Below are 19,536 nucleotides of genomic sequence, written 5' to 3' on the forward strand. Positions count from 1 at the left end.
CCGAAGCGGCCGCCCGACTCAGACGGTCAGATGGGTCTTGATGAGACCGTCGTCGAGCTCGTCGATGGTCCCCTCGGCGACCGGGCGGCCACGATCCATGATCGCGAAGCGGTCGGCGTACTTGCGGGCGAAGGGCAGCTTCTGCTCGACCAGCAGCACGGACAGGCCGTCCTCGCGGATCAGCCGCCGGATCACCTCACCGATCTGGGCGACGATATTGGGCTGGATGCCCTCCCCCGGCTCGTCGAGAATCAGCAGCCTGGGCTCCAGCACCAGGGCGCGACCGATGGCCAGCTGCTGCTGCTGGCCGCCGGACAGGTCGCCGCCGCGCCGATGACGCATCTCGTCGAGCACCGGGAACAGCTCGAAGATACGCTCGGGAATCCGTCGCACGCCGTCGCCTCGCGCCGCCAGACCGGTACGCAGGTTTTCCTCGACGGTCAGCAGCGGGAAGATCTGGCGCCCCTGGGGCACGTAGCCGATGCCCAGCCGCGAACGATCCTCCACACGTTTCTTCGTCAGCTCCACGTCATCGGCGTAGCGGATGAGGCCCGAGGCTACCGCGACCTCGCCCATCACCGCCTTCATCAGGGTGCTCTTGCCCACCCCGTTGCGGCCCATCACGCAGGTGCACTGGCCGGCCGGCACCTCGAGGTCGACGCCCCACAGGGTGTGGCTCTCGCCGTAGTACTGATCGAGTGCGCGAATGCTCAGCATCAGGCGTCCTCCTCCGTGCCCAGATAGACTTCGACCACCTTCGGATCGCTCGACACCTGATCCATGCTGCCCTCGGCCAGCACGCTGCCCTGGTGCAGCACGGTCACGGTGCGCGCGATCGAGCGTACGAAGCCCATGTCGTGTTCGACCACCACCACCGACTGCCGGCCGGCCAGGCCGGTGAGCAGCTCGGCGGTGCGTTCCATTTCCTGTTCGGTCATCCCCGCCACCGGCTCGTCGACCAGCAGTAGCCGCGGGCGCTGCATCAGCAGCATGCCGATCTCCAGCCACTGCTTCTGGCCATGGGAGAGGATGCCGGCGAGCCGGTCGCGGTGCTCGGCCAGGCCGATGGTGACCAGTACCTCGTCGATGCGTTCCCGCGCCTCGCCGGAGAGCCGGGCGGTCAGCGTCGGCCAGAGGCGCTTGTCGGCGGCCATGGCGAGCTCGAGGTTCTCGAACACCGACAAGGCCTCGAAGGTGGTCGGCTTCTGGAACTTGCGGCCGATACCGAGGCTCGCGATCTCGGGCTCGTTCATGGTCAGCAGGTCGTGGCGACTGCCGAACCACACCGAACCGTGATCGGGCCGGGTCTTGCCGGTGATGATGTCCATCATGGTGGTCTTGCCGGCCCCGTTGGGGCCGATGATGCAGCGCAGCTCACCGTCGTCGATGGTCAGGTTCAGGTTGTCGATGGCGCGGAAGCCGTCGAAGCTGACGCTGACATCTTCCAGGTAAAGGATGGGGCCGTGGCGCACGTCTACCGGCGAGCGCGCCGGCGCCATGAAGTCGAAGACGCGATCGCGATTGGCCATCTCCCTGAGCAGGTTCATGAGTTCGCTCCTTGCGCGGATGTCTCGGTCGCCTCGCCGTCGCGACGGCGACGCAGCGTCTCCAGCAGGCCGGCCACGCCCTTCGGCAGCAGCACCGTGACCACCACGAAGAGCCCGCCGAGGGCGAACAGCCAGGCCTCCGGCATCACGCCGGTAAACACCGTCTTGGCGTAGTTGACCACGAGTGCCCCGATCACCGCGCCGTAGAGGGTGCCGCGACCGCCCAGGGCCACCCACAGCACCACCTCGATGGAGAAGATGGGCGAGAACTCGCCGGGGTTGATGATGCCGACCTGTGGCACGTACAGGGCGCCGGCCACCCCGGCGAGCATCGCCGAGACCACGAACACGAACAGCTGCACGCGCTCGACGCGATAGCCGAGGAAGCGCGTGCGCGCCTCGGCGTCGCGGCAGGCCACGCTGACCCGCCCCAGCTTGCTGGCGACGATGGCCCGGCACAGCACGTAGCCCAGCGCCAGCGCAACCCCGGAGGCCAGGAACAGTCCCAGCCGCGTGGCATCGCCGCGCAGGTCGAAGCCGAGCAGCTCCTTGAAGTCGGTCAGGCCGTTGTTGCCGCCGAAGCCCATCTCGTTGCGGAAGAAGGCCAGCATCAGCGCGAAGGTCAGCGCCTGGGTGATGATCGACAGGTACACCCCGGTGACCCGCGAGCGGAACGCCAGGAAGCCGAACACCAGCGCCAGGATCCCCGGCGCCAGCAGCACCATCAGGAAGGCGAACCAGGCCATGTCGAAGCCGTGCCAGTACCAGGGCAGGCGATCCCAGTCGAGGAACACCATGAAGTCCGGTAATACGGGGTCCCCGTACACCCCGCGATCCCCGATCTGGCGCATCAGGTACATGCCCATGGCGTAGCCGCCCAGGGCGAAGAAGGCGCCATGGCCGAGGCTCAGGATGCCGAGATAGCCCCACACCAGGTCCAGCGCCACGGCCAGCAGCGCGAAGCTCAGGTACTTGCCGAGCAGGGTCACGGTATAGGTCGAAACGTGCAGCGGATGCCCCGCCGGCACGACCAGGTTGAGCAGCGTCACGACCGCCAGCGCGGCCAGCAACACGCCGAGGAAGATCTGCGTCGAGCGCTCGCGGAACGGCCGCGACAGCCAGGATCTCGAAGCCAGCATGGATCAGCCCTCCGCCGCCCGGCCCTTCTGCGGAAAGAGTCCACGGGGGCGTTTCTGGATGAACAGGATGATGAACACGAGCACCAGGATCTTGGCCAGCACCGCGCCGGCCCAGGGCTCGAGCACCTGGTTGATGACGCCCAGCGACAGCCCGGCCACCAGGGTGCCCCACAGGTTTCCCACGCCGCCGAACACCACCACCATGAACGAATCGATGATGTAGTTCTGGCCGAGGTTGGGCCCCACGTTGGTGAGCTGGGACAGCGCCACGCCGGCGAGGCCGGCCACGCCGGAGCCCAGCGCGAAGGTCAGGATGTCGACCCGGTTCGCGCGGATGCCCATCGACCTCGCCATGGCGCGATTCTGGGTCACGGCGCGCACCTCCAGGCCCAGCCGGGTGCGACGCATCACCAGCATCAGCCCGGCGAACACCAGCAGCGCGAAGCCCAGGACATAGAGCCGATTGAGGGTCAGCGAGAGGCCCTCGTTGATCATCAGCGAGCCGCTCATCCACTCCGGCGAGACCACCGTGCGGTTGAGCGGCGAGATCAGGGTGCGCACCAGCTGCTGAAGGATCAGGCTGACGCCGAAGGTCGCCAGCAGGGTCTCCAGCGGGCGCCCCTTGAGGAACTGGATGACGCCGCGCTCGATGACGATGCCGGCCAGCGCCGCGACCAGGAAGCCCGCGGGAATCGACAGCAGCAGCGCCAGCCCCGGCTGACCCGGCAGCAGCTGCTGCATGCCCCAGGTGGTGTAGGCGCCGAGCATGATCAGCTCGCCGTGAGCCATGTTGATCACGCCCATCACGCCGAAGGTGATGGCCAGGCCGATCGCCGCCAGCACCAACACCGAGCCGAGCGACAGGCCGAAATACAGCGTCTCGAGGCCGCCGTTGAGCTCGAGCTTCTGCTCGATGCCGGCCAGGGCCTCGCGGGCGGCCTCGGCCAGCGCCGCGTCGTCGCTGCGGGCGGCGGCGCTGAGCGCCGAGCGCACGGACGCATTGAGGCTGCCGGACAGCGCCTCCACCGCCCCGACGTCGCCCTGCGCCAGGCGCTGGATGGCGATGGCCTGGGTCAGCAACCGGCGCACCTCGTCATCGGCCTCGCCCTCCACCAGGGCGGTCAGCGGCTCGACCATCGCCGGGCTGACCTCGCCGAGCAGGTCCCGGGCCGCCTCGCGACGCGCCGTGACGTCCGGGGTACGCAGGTCCAGCAGCGCCAGGGTGTTCTGCAGCCGGCCGCGCAGCGCATTGTTGATGCCGATGCGATCGAGGTCGCGTCGCGACATCTCGCCGAGTTCCTCGTCGCTCAGTGCATCGCGGACCGGCCAGTGGCGGCCGCGATTGGCGAGCACCACCACGAAGCGCCCGGTGTCCTCCTGACGCTGCAGCTTGCCGTCCAGCAGCGCCTCGAGCCAGTCGCGGCTCCGCGGATGGCCGCTCTCGGCGATGGCCGTGACGGCCTCGCCCTTGGCGGCATAGGAATCGGTGTCGAGGGCCTCGAGCAGCGTCCGGCCCTCGTCGTCGGCCCCGGCCAAGGCAGCCGGGGCCGCGAACCCGATGACGACGAGGCACAGCAATCCCTGCACGAGGGAGCGAATCGTCCTCATGACCATGTCCTGTCAGTAGGGGAAGGGTGAAAGAAGGCCCGGGCCGCGACCGCGACCCGGGGAGCGGCTTATTCGGCCGAGGCCACCTCGGCGTCGGCGCCGCCGCCGCAGCTTCCCTCGACGACGTTGTAGTTGCCGCAGCGCATCGGCGCGCGCCAGTCGCTGATCAGGTCACGCGAGCCGGGCAGGTAGTCGGACCAGGCATCGCCGGCCACGGTGGACGGGGTCTCCCAGACGATGGAGAACTGGCCGTTGTCCTGGATCTCGCCGATCAGTACCGGCTTGGTGATGTGGTGGTTGGGCATCATGGTGGCGTAGCCACCGGTGAGGTTGGGCACGGACACGCCGATGATGGCGTCCTTCACCGCGTCGACCTCCGTGGTACCGGCCTTGCGCACGGCCTCGGTCCACATGTTGAAGCCGATGTAGTGGGCTTCCATGGGATCGTTGGTGACCGCCATCTCGTCGCCGGTGTAATCGATCCAGTCGTCGATGAAGTCATAGTTGGTATCGGTGTCGACGCTCATGAAGTAGTTCCAGGCCGCCAGGTGGCCGACCAGCGGCGCGGTATCGATACCGGAGAGCTCCTGCTCCCCCACCGAGAAGGCCACCACCGGAATGTCGGCGGCGTCGATGCCCTGGTTGCCCAGCTCGCGATAGAACGGCACGTTGGCGTCGCCGTTGATGGTCGAGACCACCGCGGTCTTCTTGCCCTGGCTGCCGAAGTCCTTGATGTCGGAGACGATGTTCTGCCAGTCGGCATGCCCGAAGGGGGTGTAGTTGACCATGATGTCGTCGTCGGCGACGCCGTGGTCCTTGAGGTAGGCCTCGAGGATCTTGTTGGTCGTGCGCGGATAGACGTAGTCGGTGCCGGCCAGCACCCAGCGCTCCACGCCCACCTCGTTCATCAGGTAGTCCACGGCGGGGATCGCCTGCTGGTTGGGCGCCGCCCCGGTGTAGAAGACGTTCTCCGAGGACTCCTCACCCTCGTACTGCACCGGATAGAACAGCAGGCCGTCGAGCTCCTCGACCACCGGAAGCACCGACTTGCGCGACACCGAGGTCCAGTTGCCGAAGATCACGTCGACCTCGTCCTGGGCCAGCAGCTGGCGAGCCTTCTCGGCGAACAGCGGCCAGTCGGAGGCCGGGTCGACCACCACCGGCTCGAGCTCGCGGCCGAGCAGGCCGCCCTGCTCGTTCTGCCGCTCGATCAGCATCAGCATGGTGTCCTTGAGGGTCGACTCGCTGATGGCCATGGTACCGGACAGCGAATGCAGGATGCCGACCTTGATGGGATCCTCCTGGGCCACGGCCGGGGCCGACACGGCGAGGCTGAGCAGGGTGGCGGCGAACAGACGCTTGGGCACGGCGGGCGAATTCGGGCTCATGGTATCTCCTTGCGATTCGGGTCGTTGGTATCCGGGGCGGGGATGCGCATCGGGTACTCCACTTCTGCCGCAAATCTAATGCAAGAGGCACGCCAGAAACGCATTCTCTCCATTTATCTTTGATATTTCAGTCAACTGGCGCGCACTCCCCGCCCATCCCCCTCCATGCCCTGCCCCAAGGGTGGGCAGGTCCCGCGCCGGCTCGCCCCATGTCGGTGCTCGCCGTACGCGCCCGTCCCGACACAGAGGGGGCGGAACGAAAGAAGGGGCGCCGGCCCGTGCCGACGCCCCCTCATCTGGCGTGAGAATGATCGTGCCGGATTCAGTCGCCCTCGGGACCTCCGGTACCGGTCTGGAGCTGCATGCGCCGACGCAGCAGCGGGCCGACGATGTAAGGCAGGATCAGGCCCAGGCCGGCGAAGACCCAGAGGCCGATGGCCAGGCCGCTGTCCCAGAGGATCGTCCAGTCGCCGTCGGAGATGTCCAGGGCGTGGCGGAGGTTCTTCTCCATCTCCGGCCCCAGCAGCAGGCCGAGGATGATCGGCACCAGCGGGATCTCCAGCTTGCGGAAGAGGTACCCGGCGACGCCGAAGGCCACCATGAAGTAGAGATCGAAGGTGGTATTGCTGATCGAGTAGATGCCGACGAAGGCGATCATGGTCACGATCGGCAGCAGGTACATCGGCGGCACGGAGAGCAGCTTGACGAAGATGCCCACCAGCGGGATGTTCAGCACCAGCAGCAGGAAGTTGCCGATCAGCAGCGCGGCGATCACGCCCCAGACGATGTCGGCGTTCTGGGTGAACATCAGCGGCCCCGGCGTGATGTTGAGCGAGATCAGCAGCGCCAGCAGCACCGCGGTGGTGCCGCTGCCCGGCACGCCGAGGGTCAGCATCGGCACCAGGGCGCCGCTGGAGGCGCCGTTGTTGCCGGCCTCGGGGCCGGCCACGCCGCGCGGGTCCCCCTCGCCGAAGTGGCCCTTGCTGCCCACCACCTTCTTCTCGAGGGTGTAGCCGATGAAGCTGCCCAGCGACGCCCCGGGCCCGGGAAGCACGCCCGCGATGAAGCCCAGGATGCCGCCACGGATGCTCGAGGGCATGATGGCCCGGATGTCGGCCCAGCGCAGGGTCAGCTTGTTGACGGTCATCTTCTCCTTGCCGCCGCCGGCCTTCTCCTCGATGAAGAACAGCAGCTCGGAGATGGCGAACAGGCCGACGATGGCGATGATGAAGTCCACCCCCTCGTAGAGCTCCAGCACGCCGAAGGTGTAGCGCTGCACGCCGGTGTTGTCGATGCCCATGGTGGCGATCATCAGACCCAGGCAGGCCGCCACCACCGTCTTCATGGGATTCTTGCCGGTGATCCCGCCGAGGGTGGCGAAGGCCAGCAGGAAGAGCGCGAAGTACTCGGCCGGGCCGAAGGTCAGGGCGAAGTCAGCCAGGATCGGGGCCAGCAGGATCAGCCCCACGGTGGCGATCAGGCTGCCCATGAAGGAGGCCACGGCGGAGATCGCCAGGGCCTCGGCGGCCTTGCCCTGCCGGGCCATGGGGTAGCCGTCCAGGCAGGTCATCATCGCCGGCTCGTCGCCGGGGATGTTGAGCAGGATCGAGGAGATGCGCCCGCCGTACATGGCGCCCGCATAGACGGCGGTGAGCATGATCAGCGCGGTCTCCGGGGCGAGGCCCAGGGTGAAGGCCAGCGGGATCAGGATGGCCACGCCGTTGGCCGGACCGAGCCCCGGCAGGGCCCCGATCAGGGTGCCCAGGAAGGCCCCCAGCAGGGCGAACATCAGGTTGTGCGGGGCCAGGGCCACGCCGAAGCCATCGATCAGGTAACCCAGGGTTTCCATCAGTTCACCTCCAGGAAGGACAGCAGGCCCAGCGGCAGGGCGAGATCGAGGGCGAAGTTGAAGATCAGGAAGACCACCACGCCCGCGACCCCGCCGGTGGCGTAGGCCTTGAGCGGCGAGGCCCCCATGCGCCAGCACAGGGTGCCCACCGCCAGCAGGGTGCTGAGGATGAAGCCAAGCGGCTGAAGCAACGCCGTGTAGACGATCAGCACCACCACGGCGATGATCAGCTCCACCCCGGTGCGGCTCCACGGCCAGGCGTTATCGGGGTCGGGCCGCACGATCAGGTAGAGGCTCGACAGCGCCAGCACCCCGGCCAGCAGCAGGGGAAAGGTATCGGGGCCGACGCCTTCGGCCCCCCCGAACGGTTCCGGGAACTGGGTAGCGCCCCAGCCGTACGCGACGGCCAGGACGATCAGCAGGATCCCGAAGATGCGGTCGTTGAAGGTCATCACTGGATCAACCCGATGTCTTTCGAGAGTTGTTCGATGTCGGCGATCTGGTCGGTGACGAAGGACTCGAACTCACCTGCGCTCATGTGGAAGGGCATCAGGCCGTTGTTGGTCATGACGTCCTTCCACTCCTGGCTCGCGTAGAGGGTGTCCATGGCCTCGATCCAGTACTGCTTGGCGTCCTCGGAGATGTCCGCCGGCATGTAGAAGCCGCGCCAGTTGGGCCCGATGGCGTCGATGCCCTGCTCGCGGGCGGTGGGGATATCGCTGAACTCGCCGGGCAGGCGCTCCTCGGACAGCACCGCCAGCACGCGCAGATCGCCGGACTCCAGGAAGCCCTGAGCCTCGGTGATGTCCCCGGTGAAGGCATCCACGTGGCCGCCGACCACCTGGGTCATGGCCTCGCCGCCGTTGTTGTACGACAGGTAGGGGATGCGCGGCAGGTTCTCGACCCCGGCCTCCTGGGCGGCGATCAGCACCTTGAGATGGTCCCAGCCTCCCTTGGCACTGCCGCCGGCGAACTTGACGCTGCGCGGGTCTTCCTTCAGCGCGTCCATCAGCTCGGGCAGGTCGTCGTACTCGGCGTCGTCGGCCACGGCGATGACCCCGTAATCGGCCCCCAGGGCACCGATCCAGTTGACCATGTCGGCGGTCATGCCCGGGAACTGGCCCTGGGCCAGGCGGGTGGTGGTGGCGGTGGAGGCCGCGACCAGCAGCTGGTCGTCCCCGGCGCGCTTGCTCACGGTATGGGCGTAGGCCACGCCGCCGCCGGCCCCGGCCATGTTGATGGTCTGGACGCTGCCCGGGACCAGGTCCAGGGCTTCCAGGACGTTGCCCACGCTGCGGCAGGTGAAGTCCCAGCCGCCGCCCGGGTCGGCGGGGGCGATGCACTCGACCTTGCCCTCCGGCTCGAAGGCCTGGGCGGAGCCGGCGGAGACGGTGAAGGCGGCGACGGCGATCAGCTTGAGTGGCGTGCTCTTGGACATTGTTGTGGTCCCCTGGTCGATGGAACGAAACGTTGGACTTGTCGAACGCTGACGGCTGGCTTACAATTCTGTAAGGCAGAACAACGTTCTTCAGGATGGAAAGCTAGGCGCCCCGCGAGCGGGGGTCAATGCCTGTCCGTGAGATTGCGACCAAAGTTGCATCCCCTACCGCCTCGGAGACCTAGAGATGGCACAGGATCGCGTGGAAGCGGTGGAGCGAGCCTTGACGGTGCTCGACGCCTTCGATGCCGACAAGGAGGCCTTCAGCCTGGCCGAGCTGGCCCAGGCCACCGGCTTCTACAAGAGCACCCTGCTGCGGCTGCTGGGTTCGCTGGAGCGCTTCGACTACGTGCAGCGTAGCCCCGACGGCCGCTGGCGGCTGGGCGCGACCCCGGTGCGCCTGGCCCGCCGACATCCGCCCTCGCGCGCGCTGGCCGCGCGGATACAGCCCCTGCTCGATCGGCTCGCGTCCGAGACCGGGGAAACCGCCGCCCTGCTGGAGGCCCAAGGCGGCGAGGTCGAGTGCCGACTGGTGGCCCTGCCGGCGACCAGCCTGCGGCACGACTTGCGCCCCGGCAGCCGCTGGAGGATCGAGAGCGATGACGATCCCCGCCCTGCCCTGCCCGGTGGCACCATGACCTGGGTGGCGCTGCCGAACGCCCCCGAGGCGACCGCGCTGTGGCTGTCGCTGTCCGGGCCCGCCGGCCGCCTGACGGGGGAGCGGGCCCGCCGGGCGCTGGCCCGCGCGCGGGAGGCCCTGGCCGCCCCCCAGCCGGAGGAAACGCCATGAGGAAACTGCTGCTGGTGGAGGACGATCGGCTGCTGGCGGACACCCTGGTGGATGCCCTGCGCCTGGAGGGACACGACGTCGAGCATCTGGCCGACGGCGACGCGGCCCGGACCCGCCTCGACACCGCGGAACACGGCCTGGACCTGGTGCTGCTGGATCTCAACCTGCCCGGCTGTGGCGGCCTGGAGGTGCTCGCCACCCTGCGCGGCCATGATGCCGACACGCCGGTGCTGATCCTCACCGCCCGGGGCGCGGTGGAAGATCGTGTGCGCGGCCTGGACCTGGGCGCCGACGACTACCTGGCCAAGCCCTTCGCCCTGGACGAGCTGGAGGCTCGCGTCCGGGCGCTGCTGCGCCGCCGCGAGCGGGGGCACCAGCTCCAGGTGGGCCCGCTGGCCTTCGATGCGCTGGCCCAGCGCTTCAGCCTGGACGGCGAAGCGCTGTCGCTGCCCCCGCGGGAGCAGCGCCTGCTGGCCTGCCTGATGCGTCATGCCGGGGAACCCGTCGACAAGGTGCGGCTCGCCGAGGAGGCCTTCCAGGGCGAACCCATGGGCGACAACGCCATCGAGGTCTATGTCCACCGCCTGCGCAAGCGGCTCGCCGACGGCGGCGTCGCCCTGCGCACGGTACGCGGCCTGGGCTACCTGCTGGAGGCGACGTGATCCGGCGAGACAGCCTGTATCGTCGCCTGCTGACCTGGCTGCTGCTGCCGCTGCTGGCCCTGGGCGGTCTCATGGTCCTGCAAGCCTGGCTCGATGCCCGACGCACCGCCGACCGCGCCCACGACCGCCTGCTCGAGGCGGCCACCCTGGCGATCGCCGAACAGGTGCAGTGGCAGGACGATCGCCTCTGGCTGGACTTGCCCCCCGCCGCCCTGGAGATGCTCGCCACCGATGCCGAGGAGCGCGTCTTCTACGCCCTCTACGATGCCCGGGGACGCTTCGTCACCGGCAACGCCGAGCTGCCCGGCGATCCGCGGGGCGGCGCACCCGGCGATGCCGCCCTGCTGTATCGGGACATCGACTGGGGTGAGATGACCCTGCGCCAGGGGGTGCGCCGCTCGCGCCTGGAGGACTGGCAGCAACGGGAACGCTTCGAGATCCGGGTCGCCCACACCCGGGAGGGACGCGAGCGCCTGGCCGCGGAGTTGCTGCGGGCCAACCTCGCCTACATCCTCGGCATGGCGGCGCTGGCGGTGGTGGTCCTGCTGCTGGCGATCCGCGGCGCCCTGGCGCCGCTCACCCGCCTTCGCCGCGCCATCCGCGCCCGGGACCCCCGCACCCTCGCCCCGCTGGACCTGCCCCTGCCCCGGGAGCTGGCCGAGCTGCGCGAGACCCTCAACGAGCTGCTGGCGCGGATGCGCCGGGTGCGCGCCAACCAGGAGCGCTTCATCGGCGACGCCTCGCATCAGCTGCGCACCCCCCTCGCCGGACTCTCGGCCCGGGCCGAGTTGGCCCTGCGCCAGGACGAGCCGGAACGCTGGCGGGAGGCGCTGGAGGCCATCCGGGCCACCGGCACCCGAATCTCGCGCCTGGCCGTCCAGCTGCTGTCCCTGACCCGGCTCAACAACCCCGAATATCATCCCGAGATGGGCCGGGTGGATCTCAACGACCTGGCCCGCGAGGCGGTACGCACCCACTGGGCGTCGTGTCACCGGGACGGGATCGACCTGGGCGTGGAGACGGCCGCCGGGGCGCTGACGGTCGAGGGGCTGGACTGGCAGCTCGAGGAGGCGCTCGGCAACCTCATCGACAATGCCCGGCGCTATGGCGCCCGGCGCATCACCGTGCGCACCCGTCCCTCGCCACCGACGCTGGAGGTCGAGGACGACGGCCCGGGCATTCCCGCCTCCCGACGCCTGCTGATGCTGCGCCCCTTCCATCGCGGCAGCGACGACCAGGAGGGCTCGGGGCTGGGCCTGGCCATCGTCGACGGTATCGCCCGCACCCATGGGGTCCGCCTGAGTCTCGACGACGGCGTCGACGGCCGTGGTCTCCTCGTCCGTTTGCGCTTCCAGGAGGCGGCCTCATGATCCGCCTGCTGATCGTCATGCTGTGCTGGCTGCTCGTTGCCTCGGTGCATGCCGAGGAGCGCCTCGACTATCCGGCCCGCTCGGACGGCGGGGAGGCGACCGCCCTGGTGGTACACGGCGCCCTGGACCCGATCCACGTTCGCCCCTTGCTCGAGGCCTTCCACCGCCGCCATCCCGGTATCGCGCTGACCTATCGCAACCTCGGGACCCTGACCCTGCACCGCCGCTTCCTGGAGCACCCCGAGGAGGCCGACGTGCTGCTCTCGTCCGCCATGCCCTGGCATTACCGCCTCGCCAACGACGGCCATGCGCGCCCCCTCGACACCGCGACGGCCGACGCCTGGCCGGCCCGGGCCCGCTGGCGACGGGAACTGTTCGCCTTCACCTTCGAACCCGTGGTCATGGTGGTACGCCGGGAACTCGTCGAGCGCTACGGTCGTCCGGAGAGCCATGCCGACCTGCTGGCGCTGCTGGAACGCCACGCCGACGCGCTGCGCGGCCGGGTGGTGACCTACGACCCCGCCCGCAGCGGCGCCGGCTATACCTATGCCATCGCCGAGTCACGGCTCTCGCCGCGCTACTGGGATCTAGTGGCGGCCCTGGGGGAAGCCGACGCCGCCCTGGCGGACACCACCGGCGAGATGCTCTCCGGCCTGTCCGAGGGACGCTACTGGGTGGGCTACAACCTGCTGGGCAGCTATGCACGGGCCGTGGTGGAGGCGGATCCGGCCCTCGCCATGGTCATCCCCGATGACTATGCGCTGGTGACCCGACGGCTGGCGTTGATGCCGCGGGGCGCGCCCCATCCCGAGACCGCCCGGCGATTCCTGGACTTCCTGATCGGCGAGGCGGGCCAGCGGGTGATCGCGGAGCGCACGGCCCTGGGCGCCCTGCACCCCGCCCTGACGGGGCCGGGGACGGCCAATGCCCTGCGGGAGAGCCACGGGGAGGCACTGCGTCCCCTGTCACTGGGACCGGGACTGCTCGCCACCCTGGACGATCTCAAGCGGCAGGCGCTGCTGGCCCGATGGCGGCGGGAGTTCGCGCGCGGCAGCGAGGGGCTGCCCCCGCCCTGAACCGAGCGGGCAAGGATCAGCGAACCAGGCTGAGCTGGACGGGGGCCGTGCCGCGGTGGAGCATGCCCAGCGCCCGGGCGGCGCGCTTGGACAGGTCGATGACCCGGCCGTCCACGAAGGGACCGCGGTCGTTGATCAGGACCTCGACCTGTCGGCCGTTGTCGCGGCGCGTCACCAACACCCTGGTACCGAATGGCAGGCTGCGATGGGCGGCGGTCAGTTCCTGCTGGTCGAAGGCGTCGCCGCTGGCCGTGGTCCGGCCCTGGAAGCGGTCGCTGTAGTAGGAGGCGATGCCCCTCTGGTGGGCATCGGCGGAGGACTGGCTGGCCTGGACTGCCCCGGCGGCGCTGGTCAGCCACAGCGCCGCCAGGCAGATCGAGACAAGACGAAACCCTCTGGGGCGAGCCTGGCCCGCCTTCATGGAATACCCCATGCGTCACCTCACGACGACTGGTACGCCGATCGACCTCCCCGCGATCAGGCGCCTCGAGACGTGTCAGACGGTGTCGGGTGCTTTCCCTGCAACCAACCCAGGCTACCGGCTCGCTCGCTGTCGAACCAGGCCAGTGCGTCATGCAACGTCACCACCGTGCCGACGATGACGAGTGTCGGCGGTCGGATAGTACCCAGCTCGAGGGCCGGCGGCAAGCTGCCAAGGCTGCCCACATGGACCCGCTGCCGGGCGGTGGTGCCCTGCTCGATCAGCGCCAGTGGGGTATCGGCGGCCAGGCCGTGCGCCTGCAGGCGCTCGCTGATGATCGCCAGGCTGCCGAGCCCCATGTAGAACACCAGCGTCTGCCCGGGGCTCGCCAGGGCCGCCCAGTCCAGGTCGCAGCTGCCGTTGCGCAGGTGGCCGGTGATGAAGCGCACCGACTGGGCATGGTCCCGGTGGGTCAGCGGAATCCCGGCATAGGCGGCGCAGCCCGAGGCGGCGGTGATGCCGGGCACCACCTCCACCTCGACGCCGGCGGCCACCAGGGATTCCAGTTCCTCGCCGCCGCGGCCGAAGATGAAGGGGTCGCCCCCCTTGAGCCGCACCACCCGCTTGCCGGCCCGGGCCCAGTCCACCAGGGCCTGGTTGATCCCCTCCTGGGGGACGCTGTGGTCCGAGCGCGCCTTGCCGACATACAGCCGCCAGGCCTGCGGGGCGGCGAGCGCCAGGATCTCGTCGCTGACCAGGCGGTCGTGCAGGATGACGTCCGCGGCCTGCAGACGCCTGAGCGCCTTGACGGTCAGCAGCTCGGGATCCCCGGGCCCCGCGCCCACCAGGCTGACCCGCCCCGGCGCCAGCTCGGAGGACACGGGGGGCAGCCGAAGGGACTGCGGCTCAGGGGAAGGGCTTGCGGCGCGCATATTCCAATCACTCGGGGTTGGGAGAATTTTATATGCGATAAAGTAATTAATTCGGCGCCCGATTGCCACTCATGATCCGGCGCAAGGATATAACCGGCCGCACCTGCCCCCCGCAAACGACACGGCCCCCGCCGAAGCGGGGGCCGTGTCGTGGGTCGGAGCGGGCCGGATCAGGCCCCGAGCACGCGCTTGAGCCTCGGGCTGGCCAGCTCGCCGATCAGGGTGATCACCGCCAGCACCAGCAGCAGCCAGGGCCAGTGCACCCCGAACTGGACCTTGGCGATGCCCAGGGCGTCGACGAAGATCATCAGGATGCCCAGCGGGCTGACGTAGCGCACCATGAACAGCCAGAGGGCGTGCCAGGCCGGGGACAGGCCGAGCTCCTCGCGGAAGGTCTCGCTCTTCAGCACGAAGCCGGCGAGCAGCACCATGCCCAGGCCGCCGAGCGGCATCATCCAGCGCGAGGTGAGGTAGTCCAGCCAGCCGAAGAAGTGCTTGCCGGCCAGGGTCCACTCGGCGCCCACGTTGAAGGACAGCATGGCCAGGGTGCTGATCAGCCACAGCACGATGCCGGTGCCCCAGGAGGCGGTTCGACGGGAGATGCCCTTGTTGTCGGTCAGCCAGGACACCGTGGCCTCGACCATGGAGATCGACGAGGTCAAGGCGGCCATGGACAGCATCACGAAGAAGAGGATGCCGAACAGGGTGCCCAGCGGCATGGCCTGGAAGGCCAGCGGCAGGCTCATGAAGATCAGGCCGGGACCGCTGCCGGGGCTCATGCCGTTGGCGAAGATCACCGGGAAGATCGCCAGGCCGGCCATCAGCGCCACCACGGTATCGGCCACCGCCACGCTCAGCGTCGTGCGGGCGATCGAGGCCCGCCCGGGCAGGTAGCTGCCGTAGGTGAGGATGGCACCGGAGGCCAGCGACAGGGTGAAGAAGGCATGCCCCAGGGCCGCCAGCATGCCCTCGCTGGACAGGCTGCCCGCATCGAAGGAGAACAGGAAGCGCACGGCCTCGCCGAAGCCGCCGGAGAACACGCCGTAGCCGATCAGCACGGCCAGCATGACCACCATGCCGGGCATCATCAAGCTCACGCTCTTCTCGATGCCGGCCTGCACGCCCTTGCCGACGATGGCCATGGTGGCCACGGTCACCAGGGTGCTCCAGAAGCCCAGATTCAGAGGACTCTCGTTGTTGGCGCCGAAGATCGCCGCCATCTCGTCGACGCTGGAGCCGGCCAGGCCGCCGCTGAGCATCTTCCACAGGTAGGAGAAGGACCAGCCCGCCACCACCACGTAGAAGGACAGGATCATGAAGCCGCAGAGCATGGCCATCCAGCCCAGCAGCGACCACACGGGGGAGGCCTTGGACTCGGCGGCCACGCGGCGGATGGCATCGATGGGACTGCCCCGGCCGCGGCGACCGAAGGCGATCTCGGTCATCATCACCGGCACGCCGACGGCCAGGATGCAGGCCAGGTAGACCAGCACGAAGGCACCGCCGCCGAACTCGCCGGTAATGTAGGGGAACTTCCAGATGTTACCGAGGCCGACCGCCGAGCCGGTCGCCGCCAGGACGAAGCCCCAGCGGCCGAGCCACTGGGTGCGGTTTTGCGCGTTATTTGACATGTCTCACCAGGGTCACGGAACTGTTATTGTCGCCCGCCACAAATCATGGGGCCAATACAGGCGCCCATTGTGACGGATTTTGTCGTGAATGGGCAGGGAGGCGACGAATTGTTCTGTCACTTCCCCCCTGCTCGTCGCGCCCGGCGCCGGCCGGGCGCGGGTGGGGATCAGTCGTCGGCCTTGAGCACGCCGCGACGGATCTGGTCTTCCTCGATGGATTCGAACAGGGCCTTGAAGTTGCCCTCGCCGAAGCCGTCGTTGCCCTTGCGCTGGATGATCTCGAAGAAGATCGGGCCGATCACCGTCTCGGTGAAGATCTGCAGCAGCACGCCCTGGTCGGGACCGCCGTCCACCAGCAGGTTCAGCTCGCGCAGGTCCTCGAGGTTCTCCTCGTGGTTGGGCACCCGCTCGTCGACCCGCTCGTAGTAGGTGTCCGGCGTGGTCAGGAACTGGATGCCGTTGGCCTTGAGGGCGCGCACCGTGGCGTAGATGTCGTCCGTGGCCATGGCCAGGTGCTGGATGCCCTCGCCGTTGTACTCGCGCAGGAACTCGGCGATCTGGGAGTTGTCGTCGGCGGACTCGTTGATCGGGATGTGCATCTTGCCGCAGGGCGCGGTCATGGCCCGGGAGTGCAGGCCGGTCTTCTTGCCGGCGATGTCGAAGTAGCGGATCTCGCGGAAGTTCGCCACCCGGGTGTAGAAGTCCGCCCAGACGTCCATCTGGCCGCGGTCCACGTTGTGGGTCAGGTGGTCGAGGACCTTGAGGCCAACGCTGTGGTCCTGGGCCGTGCGGCCCGGAATCGGCTCGAAGTCGATGTCGTAGATGGTGCGACCCTCGCCATCGACCTTGTGGTCGACGAAGTACAGCAGGGAGCCCCCGATGCCCTCGACGGCGGGGATGCCCACCTCGCCTTCACCCACCGGCACCTCGACCGGCTTGGCGCCACAGGCCACGGCATGATCGAAGGCCTGCTTCGCGTCGGCCACCGTCCAGGCCATGGCACAGGCGCAGGGGCCATGGACGCGGGCGAACTCGGCGGCATGGCTGCCGGGCTCGGCGTTGAGCACGAAGTTGATGTTCTCCTGCTGGAACAGGGTCACCGCCTTGGAGCGATGCTTGCGGGTCTCGGTGAAGCCCAGCTGGAGGAACAGCTGGCGCAGGGCCTCGATGCCCTCGGCGGTCGGGGCGCTGTATTCGACGAACTCGAAACCGTCGGTGCCGATCGGATTGGCGGTGCTGATCTCGCTGGTCTTGGCAGGGGCGTTCATGAAGACCTCCGGGTCGCTTGTGGTTGTGGTGCCTTGGATGCCCCCAGACTAGTGCGCCCTCGCCCCCGCCGGAACGCCCCGATCATGCGCTTTCCCCGCCATCGCCGGCCGCCTTGGCCGGGCCGTCGTCAAGCCTGCGTTACGGCCCCGGCGAGGCCATGAATGGCGTCACCCTGGCGGCAAGCCAGGCTGACAGCGCGTAAGGGATTCGTTACACCTTGCCGGCGTCGGAGTCTCGCAACAGCGTCTCGACGCTTTCCAGCTTGTCATCCATGTGCTGTTCCCGGTCGGTGCGGGTGCCGAGCTTCAGGGTCGTGGTGATGCGAGGGGCCCCCATCGCGTGGACCGCCTCGTGACAGCGCTTGACCACGGCCAGGACCTCGTCCCAGGAGCCCTCGATGTTGGTGCCATAGGCATGCATCCGGTGCTCCAGCCCGGCGTCCTCGATGACCCGTTGACAGGCCGCCACATAGGGCGAGACCGATACCCCCACGCCCAGGGGGACCACGCAGAGATCGATGATGACGTACATCCGGGATTCCTCGTCGCTGTGGGGACGGGCCGGGACCCGCCGCTTGTATGAGTGGTCTATGATGATGGAAGACGCTCTGCCGCCGGCTTCCGGCGTCCAGCCACTGCGGGACCAGGAGGATTCCATGACCAGTGACTCGCGCCTCGGCCCTGTCGCCCTTCCCGATACCCGGGCTCGCCATGTCGTCGAGAAGCTCCTCGACGGCTCCGGGGTCACCCTCAACGGCGAGGCCCCCCAGGACATCCGCATCTATCACCCCGACTTCTTTCCCCGCATCCTGCACCAGGGCACCCTGGGGCTGGGCGAGGCCTACATGGACGGCTGGTGGGACTGCGAGCGCATCGACGAGATGGCCCATCGCCTGCTGTGCCACGGGCTCGGCGAGCATGCCCAGTCCCCCTCGGAGCGCCTCATGTATCGCCTGCAGTCCGGCTTCTTCAACCTCCAGAGTCGGGCCCGGGCCTATATCGTCGGCGAGGCGCACTACGATCTCGGCAACGATCTCTTCCAGCGCATGCTCGACGATACCATGTGCTATTCCTGCGGCTACTGGAAGGACGCCGGGACGCTGCACGAGGCGCAGAAGGCCAAGCTCGAGCTGGCCTGTCGCAAGCTGGACCTGCAACCCGGCATGAAGGTGCTCGACATCGGCTGCGGCTGGGGCAGCCTGGCCGAGCATGCCGCCCGCCATCACGGGGTCGAGGTGACCGGCATCACCATCTCCCGGGAACAGGCCGAACTGGCCCGGGAACGCTGCCGGGGCCTGCCGGTGAAGATCCTGCTGGAGGACTACCGGGACCTGCAGGGGCGCTTCGACCGGATCGTCTCCATCGGCATGTTCGAGCACGTCGGCCATCGCAACTACGACACCTACTTCCGGACGGTTCGCCGCCTGCTGCCCAGGGACGGCCTGTTCGTGCTCCACACCATCGGCTCGAACAACTCGGAGATCAGCGCCGACCCCTGGATCAACCGCTATATCTTCCCCAACGGGGTGCTGCCGTCGACGGTCCATATCGCCAAGGCCAGCGAGGGACACCTGCTGATGGAGGACTGGCAGAACTTCGGGGCCGACTACGACAAGACGCTGATGGCCTGGCTGGCCAACTTCGACGCCCACTGGCACGAGATCGCCGAGCACTACAACGAGCGGACCCGGCGGATGTTCCGCTATTACCTGTCCGTGTGTGCCGGGGCGTTCCGGGCCCGCAACCTCCAACTCTGGCAGGTGGTCTTCTCGCTGGGTCGCCCCGGTCGCTACGACGCCCCGCGCTGATCCTTACGGAACACCCGCCGGCGGCGGATGTTCCGGCTCACCCATTCGGCCTGTCCGTGTGTGCCGGGGCATTTCGCGCCCGCAACCTGCAGCTGTGGCAGGTGGTCTTCTCGCTGGGGCGCCCCGGTCGCTACGACGCCCCGCGCTGATCCTTGCGGAACACTCGCCGGCGGCGGATGTTCCGACTCACCATTCGGCCTGTCCGTGTGTGCCGGGGCATTTCGCGCCCGCAACCTGCAGCTGTGGCAGGTGGTCTTCTCGCTGGGGCGCCCCGGTCGCTACGACGCCCCGCGCTGATCCTTGCGGAACACTCGCCGGCGGCGGATGTTCCGACTCACCATTCGGCCTGTCCGTGTGTGCCGGGGCGTTTCGGGCCCGCAACCTGCAGCTGTGGCAGGTGGTCTTCTCGCTGGGGCGCCCCGGTCGCTACGATGTTCCGGGCGGATCCGGGTAAAGCATGCCACGGCGCCTTCCGGTCCCCCACCGGCGCTTGCTTCATTCTTCATTCTTCGCTCCCCACGGCACGCCTAAGTAAAACTTGTCGGCAATGGTGGCAAACGTCGAGCAATCACCTACAAAGCATCGGCGATCTCCTACAACCGATGGTTA

Annotated in this window: 18 protein-coding genes; 5 read left to right on the forward strand and 13 right to left on the reverse strand. The window is 68.5% G+C overall.

The genetic code is table 11. The features are described from left to right. Positions 1 to 18: 18 nt before the first annotated feature. The 8 genes from urtE to BEI_RS10300 all read right to left on the reverse strand — a co-directional run bounded on the left by urtE (position 19) and on the right by BEI_RS10300 (position 8,969). Positions 19 to 717 (reverse strand): urea ABC transporter ATP-binding subunit UrtE, encoded by a 699-nt coding sequence (urtE, locus tag BEI_RS10265; protein ID WP_097789435.1) that lies wholly within the window; start codon positions 715 to 717, stop codon positions 19 to 21. After that, positions 717 to 1,547, reverse strand: coding sequence for an urea ABC transporter ATP-binding protein UrtD (gene urtD / locus BEI_RS10270; RefSeq protein WP_097789436.1), 831 nt, complete (start codon positions 1,545 to 1,547; stop codon positions 717 to 719). The genes urtE and urtD overlap by 1 nt, the downstream gene beginning before the upstream one ends. After that, positions 1,544 to 2,686: an urea ABC transporter permease subunit UrtC gene (gene urtC / locus BEI_RS10275; protein WP_097789437.1), complete on the reverse strand. Its 1,143-nt coding sequence runs from the start codon at positions 2,684 to 2,686 to the stop codon at positions 1,544 to 1,546. Before urtC ends, urtD begins: the two co-directional genes overlap by 4 nt. A gap of 3 nt (positions 2,687 to 2,689) precedes the next feature. Next, positions 2,690 to 4,294, reverse strand: coding sequence for an urea ABC transporter permease subunit UrtB (gene urtB / locus BEI_RS10280; RefSeq protein WP_097789438.1), 1,605 nt, complete (start codon positions 4,292 to 4,294; stop codon positions 2,690 to 2,692). 68 nt (positions 4,295 to 4,362) lie between these two features. Further along, positions 4,363 to 5,682, reverse strand: a complete 1,320-nt coding sequence (gene urtA / locus BEI_RS10285; RefSeq protein ID WP_097789439.1) for an urea ABC transporter substrate-binding protein — start codon at positions 5,680 to 5,682, stop codon at positions 4,363 to 4,365. Positions 5,683 to 6,004: 322 nt separating this feature from the next. After that, positions 6,005 to 7,531 carry a tripartite tricarboxylate transporter permease gene (locus tag BEI_RS10290; protein ID WP_097789440.1) on the reverse strand — a complete coding sequence of 509 codons (1,527 nt, stop codon included), beginning with the start codon at positions 7,529 to 7,531 and terminating at the stop codon, positions 6,005 to 6,007. Further along, positions 7,531 to 7,983 carry a tripartite tricarboxylate transporter TctB family protein gene (locus BEI_RS10295; RefSeq protein WP_097789441.1) on the reverse strand — a complete coding sequence of 151 codons (453 nt, stop codon included), beginning with the start codon at positions 7,981 to 7,983 and terminating at the stop codon, positions 7,531 to 7,533. The genes BEI_RS10290 and BEI_RS10295 overlap by 1 nt, the downstream gene beginning before the upstream one ends. After that, positions 7,983 to 8,969, reverse strand: a complete 987-nt coding sequence (locus BEI_RS10300) for a Bug family tripartite tricarboxylate transporter substrate binding protein (protein WP_097789442.1) — start codon at positions 8,967 to 8,969, stop codon at positions 7,983 to 7,985. The genes BEI_RS10295 and BEI_RS10300 overlap by 1 nt, the downstream gene beginning before the upstream one ends. A gap of 187 nt (positions 8,970 to 9,156) precedes the next feature. Here BEI_RS10300 and BEI_RS10305 point away from each other — a divergent pair, with 187 nt between their 5' ends. The 4 genes from BEI_RS10305 to BEI_RS10320 are packed head-to-tail and all read left to right on the forward strand — an operon-like array spanning position 9,157 to position 12,867. Next, positions 9,157 to 9,759, forward strand: a complete 603-nt coding sequence (locus BEI_RS10305) for an IclR family transcriptional regulator (protein WP_097789443.1) — start codon at positions 9,157 to 9,159, stop codon at positions 9,757 to 9,759. Further along, on the forward strand, positions 9,756 to 10,421 hold the full coding sequence (locus BEI_RS10310) for a response regulator transcription factor (RefSeq protein ID WP_097789444.1): 666 nt from the start codon (positions 9,756 to 9,758) through the stop codon (positions 10,419 to 10,421). Before BEI_RS10305 ends, BEI_RS10310 begins: the two co-directional genes overlap by 4 nt. Then, positions 10,418 to 11,791 (forward strand): sensor histidine kinase, encoded by a 1,374-nt coding sequence (locus BEI_RS10315; RefSeq protein WP_097789445.1) that lies wholly within the window; start codon positions 10,418 to 10,420, stop codon positions 11,789 to 11,791. The genes BEI_RS10310 and BEI_RS10315 overlap by 4 nt, the downstream gene beginning before the upstream one ends. After that, the gene (locus tag BEI_RS10320; protein WP_097789446.1) at positions 11,788 to 12,867 is read left to right on the forward strand and encodes an ABC transporter substrate-binding protein; all 1,080 of its coding nucleotides are present in this window, start codon (positions 11,788 to 11,790) and stop codon (positions 12,865 to 12,867) included. Before BEI_RS10315 ends, BEI_RS10320 begins: the two co-directional genes overlap by 4 nt. Before the next feature lie 16 nt (positions 12,868 to 12,883). On the opposite strand, the gene BEI_RS10325 is transcribed toward BEI_RS10320, so the two are convergent. From BEI_RS10325 to BEI_RS10345, 5 genes are all read right to left on the reverse strand, one after another. Next, positions 12,884 to 13,300 (reverse strand): septal ring lytic transglycosylase RlpA family protein, encoded by a 417-nt coding sequence (locus BEI_RS10325; RefSeq protein WP_227644441.1) that lies wholly within the window; start codon positions 13,298 to 13,300, stop codon positions 12,884 to 12,886. A gap of 44 nt (positions 13,301 to 13,344) precedes the next feature. Further along, positions 13,345 to 14,169 (reverse strand): uroporphyrinogen-III C-methyltransferase, encoded by an 825-nt coding sequence (gene cobA / locus BEI_RS10330; RefSeq protein ID WP_379828895.1) that lies wholly within the window; start codon positions 14,167 to 14,169, stop codon positions 13,345 to 13,347. A gap of 221 nt (positions 14,170 to 14,390) precedes the next feature. Continuing rightward, complete coding sequence (locus tag BEI_RS10335; protein WP_097789448.1) at positions 14,391 to 15,851, reverse strand: sodium-dependent transporter; 1,461 nt, start codon at positions 15,849 to 15,851, stop codon at positions 14,391 to 14,393. A gap of 167 nt (positions 15,852 to 16,018) precedes the next feature. Then, complete coding sequence (hppD, locus tag BEI_RS10340; protein ID WP_097789449.1) at positions 16,019 to 17,119, reverse strand: 4-hydroxyphenylpyruvate dioxygenase; 1,101 nt, start codon at positions 17,117 to 17,119, stop codon at positions 16,019 to 16,021. 211 nt (positions 17,120 to 17,330) lie between these two features. Further along, entirely contained in the window at positions 17,331 to 17,651 is a 321-nt protein-coding gene (locus BEI_RS10345; RefSeq protein WP_097789450.1) for an MTH1187 family thiamine-binding protein, read from the reverse strand. A gap of 124 nt (positions 17,652 to 17,775) precedes the next feature. On the opposite strand from BEI_RS10345, the gene cfa reads away from it, so the two are divergent. After that, positions 17,776 to 18,927 carry a cyclopropane fatty acyl phospholipid synthase gene (gene cfa / locus BEI_RS10350; protein WP_097791053.1) on the forward strand — a complete coding sequence of 384 codons (1,152 nt, stop codon included), beginning with the start codon at positions 17,776 to 17,778 and terminating at the stop codon, positions 18,925 to 18,927. Positions 18,928 to 19,536 lie beyond the last annotated feature (609 nt).

It is taken from the genome of Halomonas beimenensis, assembly GCF_002549795.1.
Taxonomy (GTDB): Bacteria; Pseudomonadota; Gammaproteobacteria; order Pseudomonadales; family Halomonadaceae; genus Halomonas; species Halomonas beimenensis.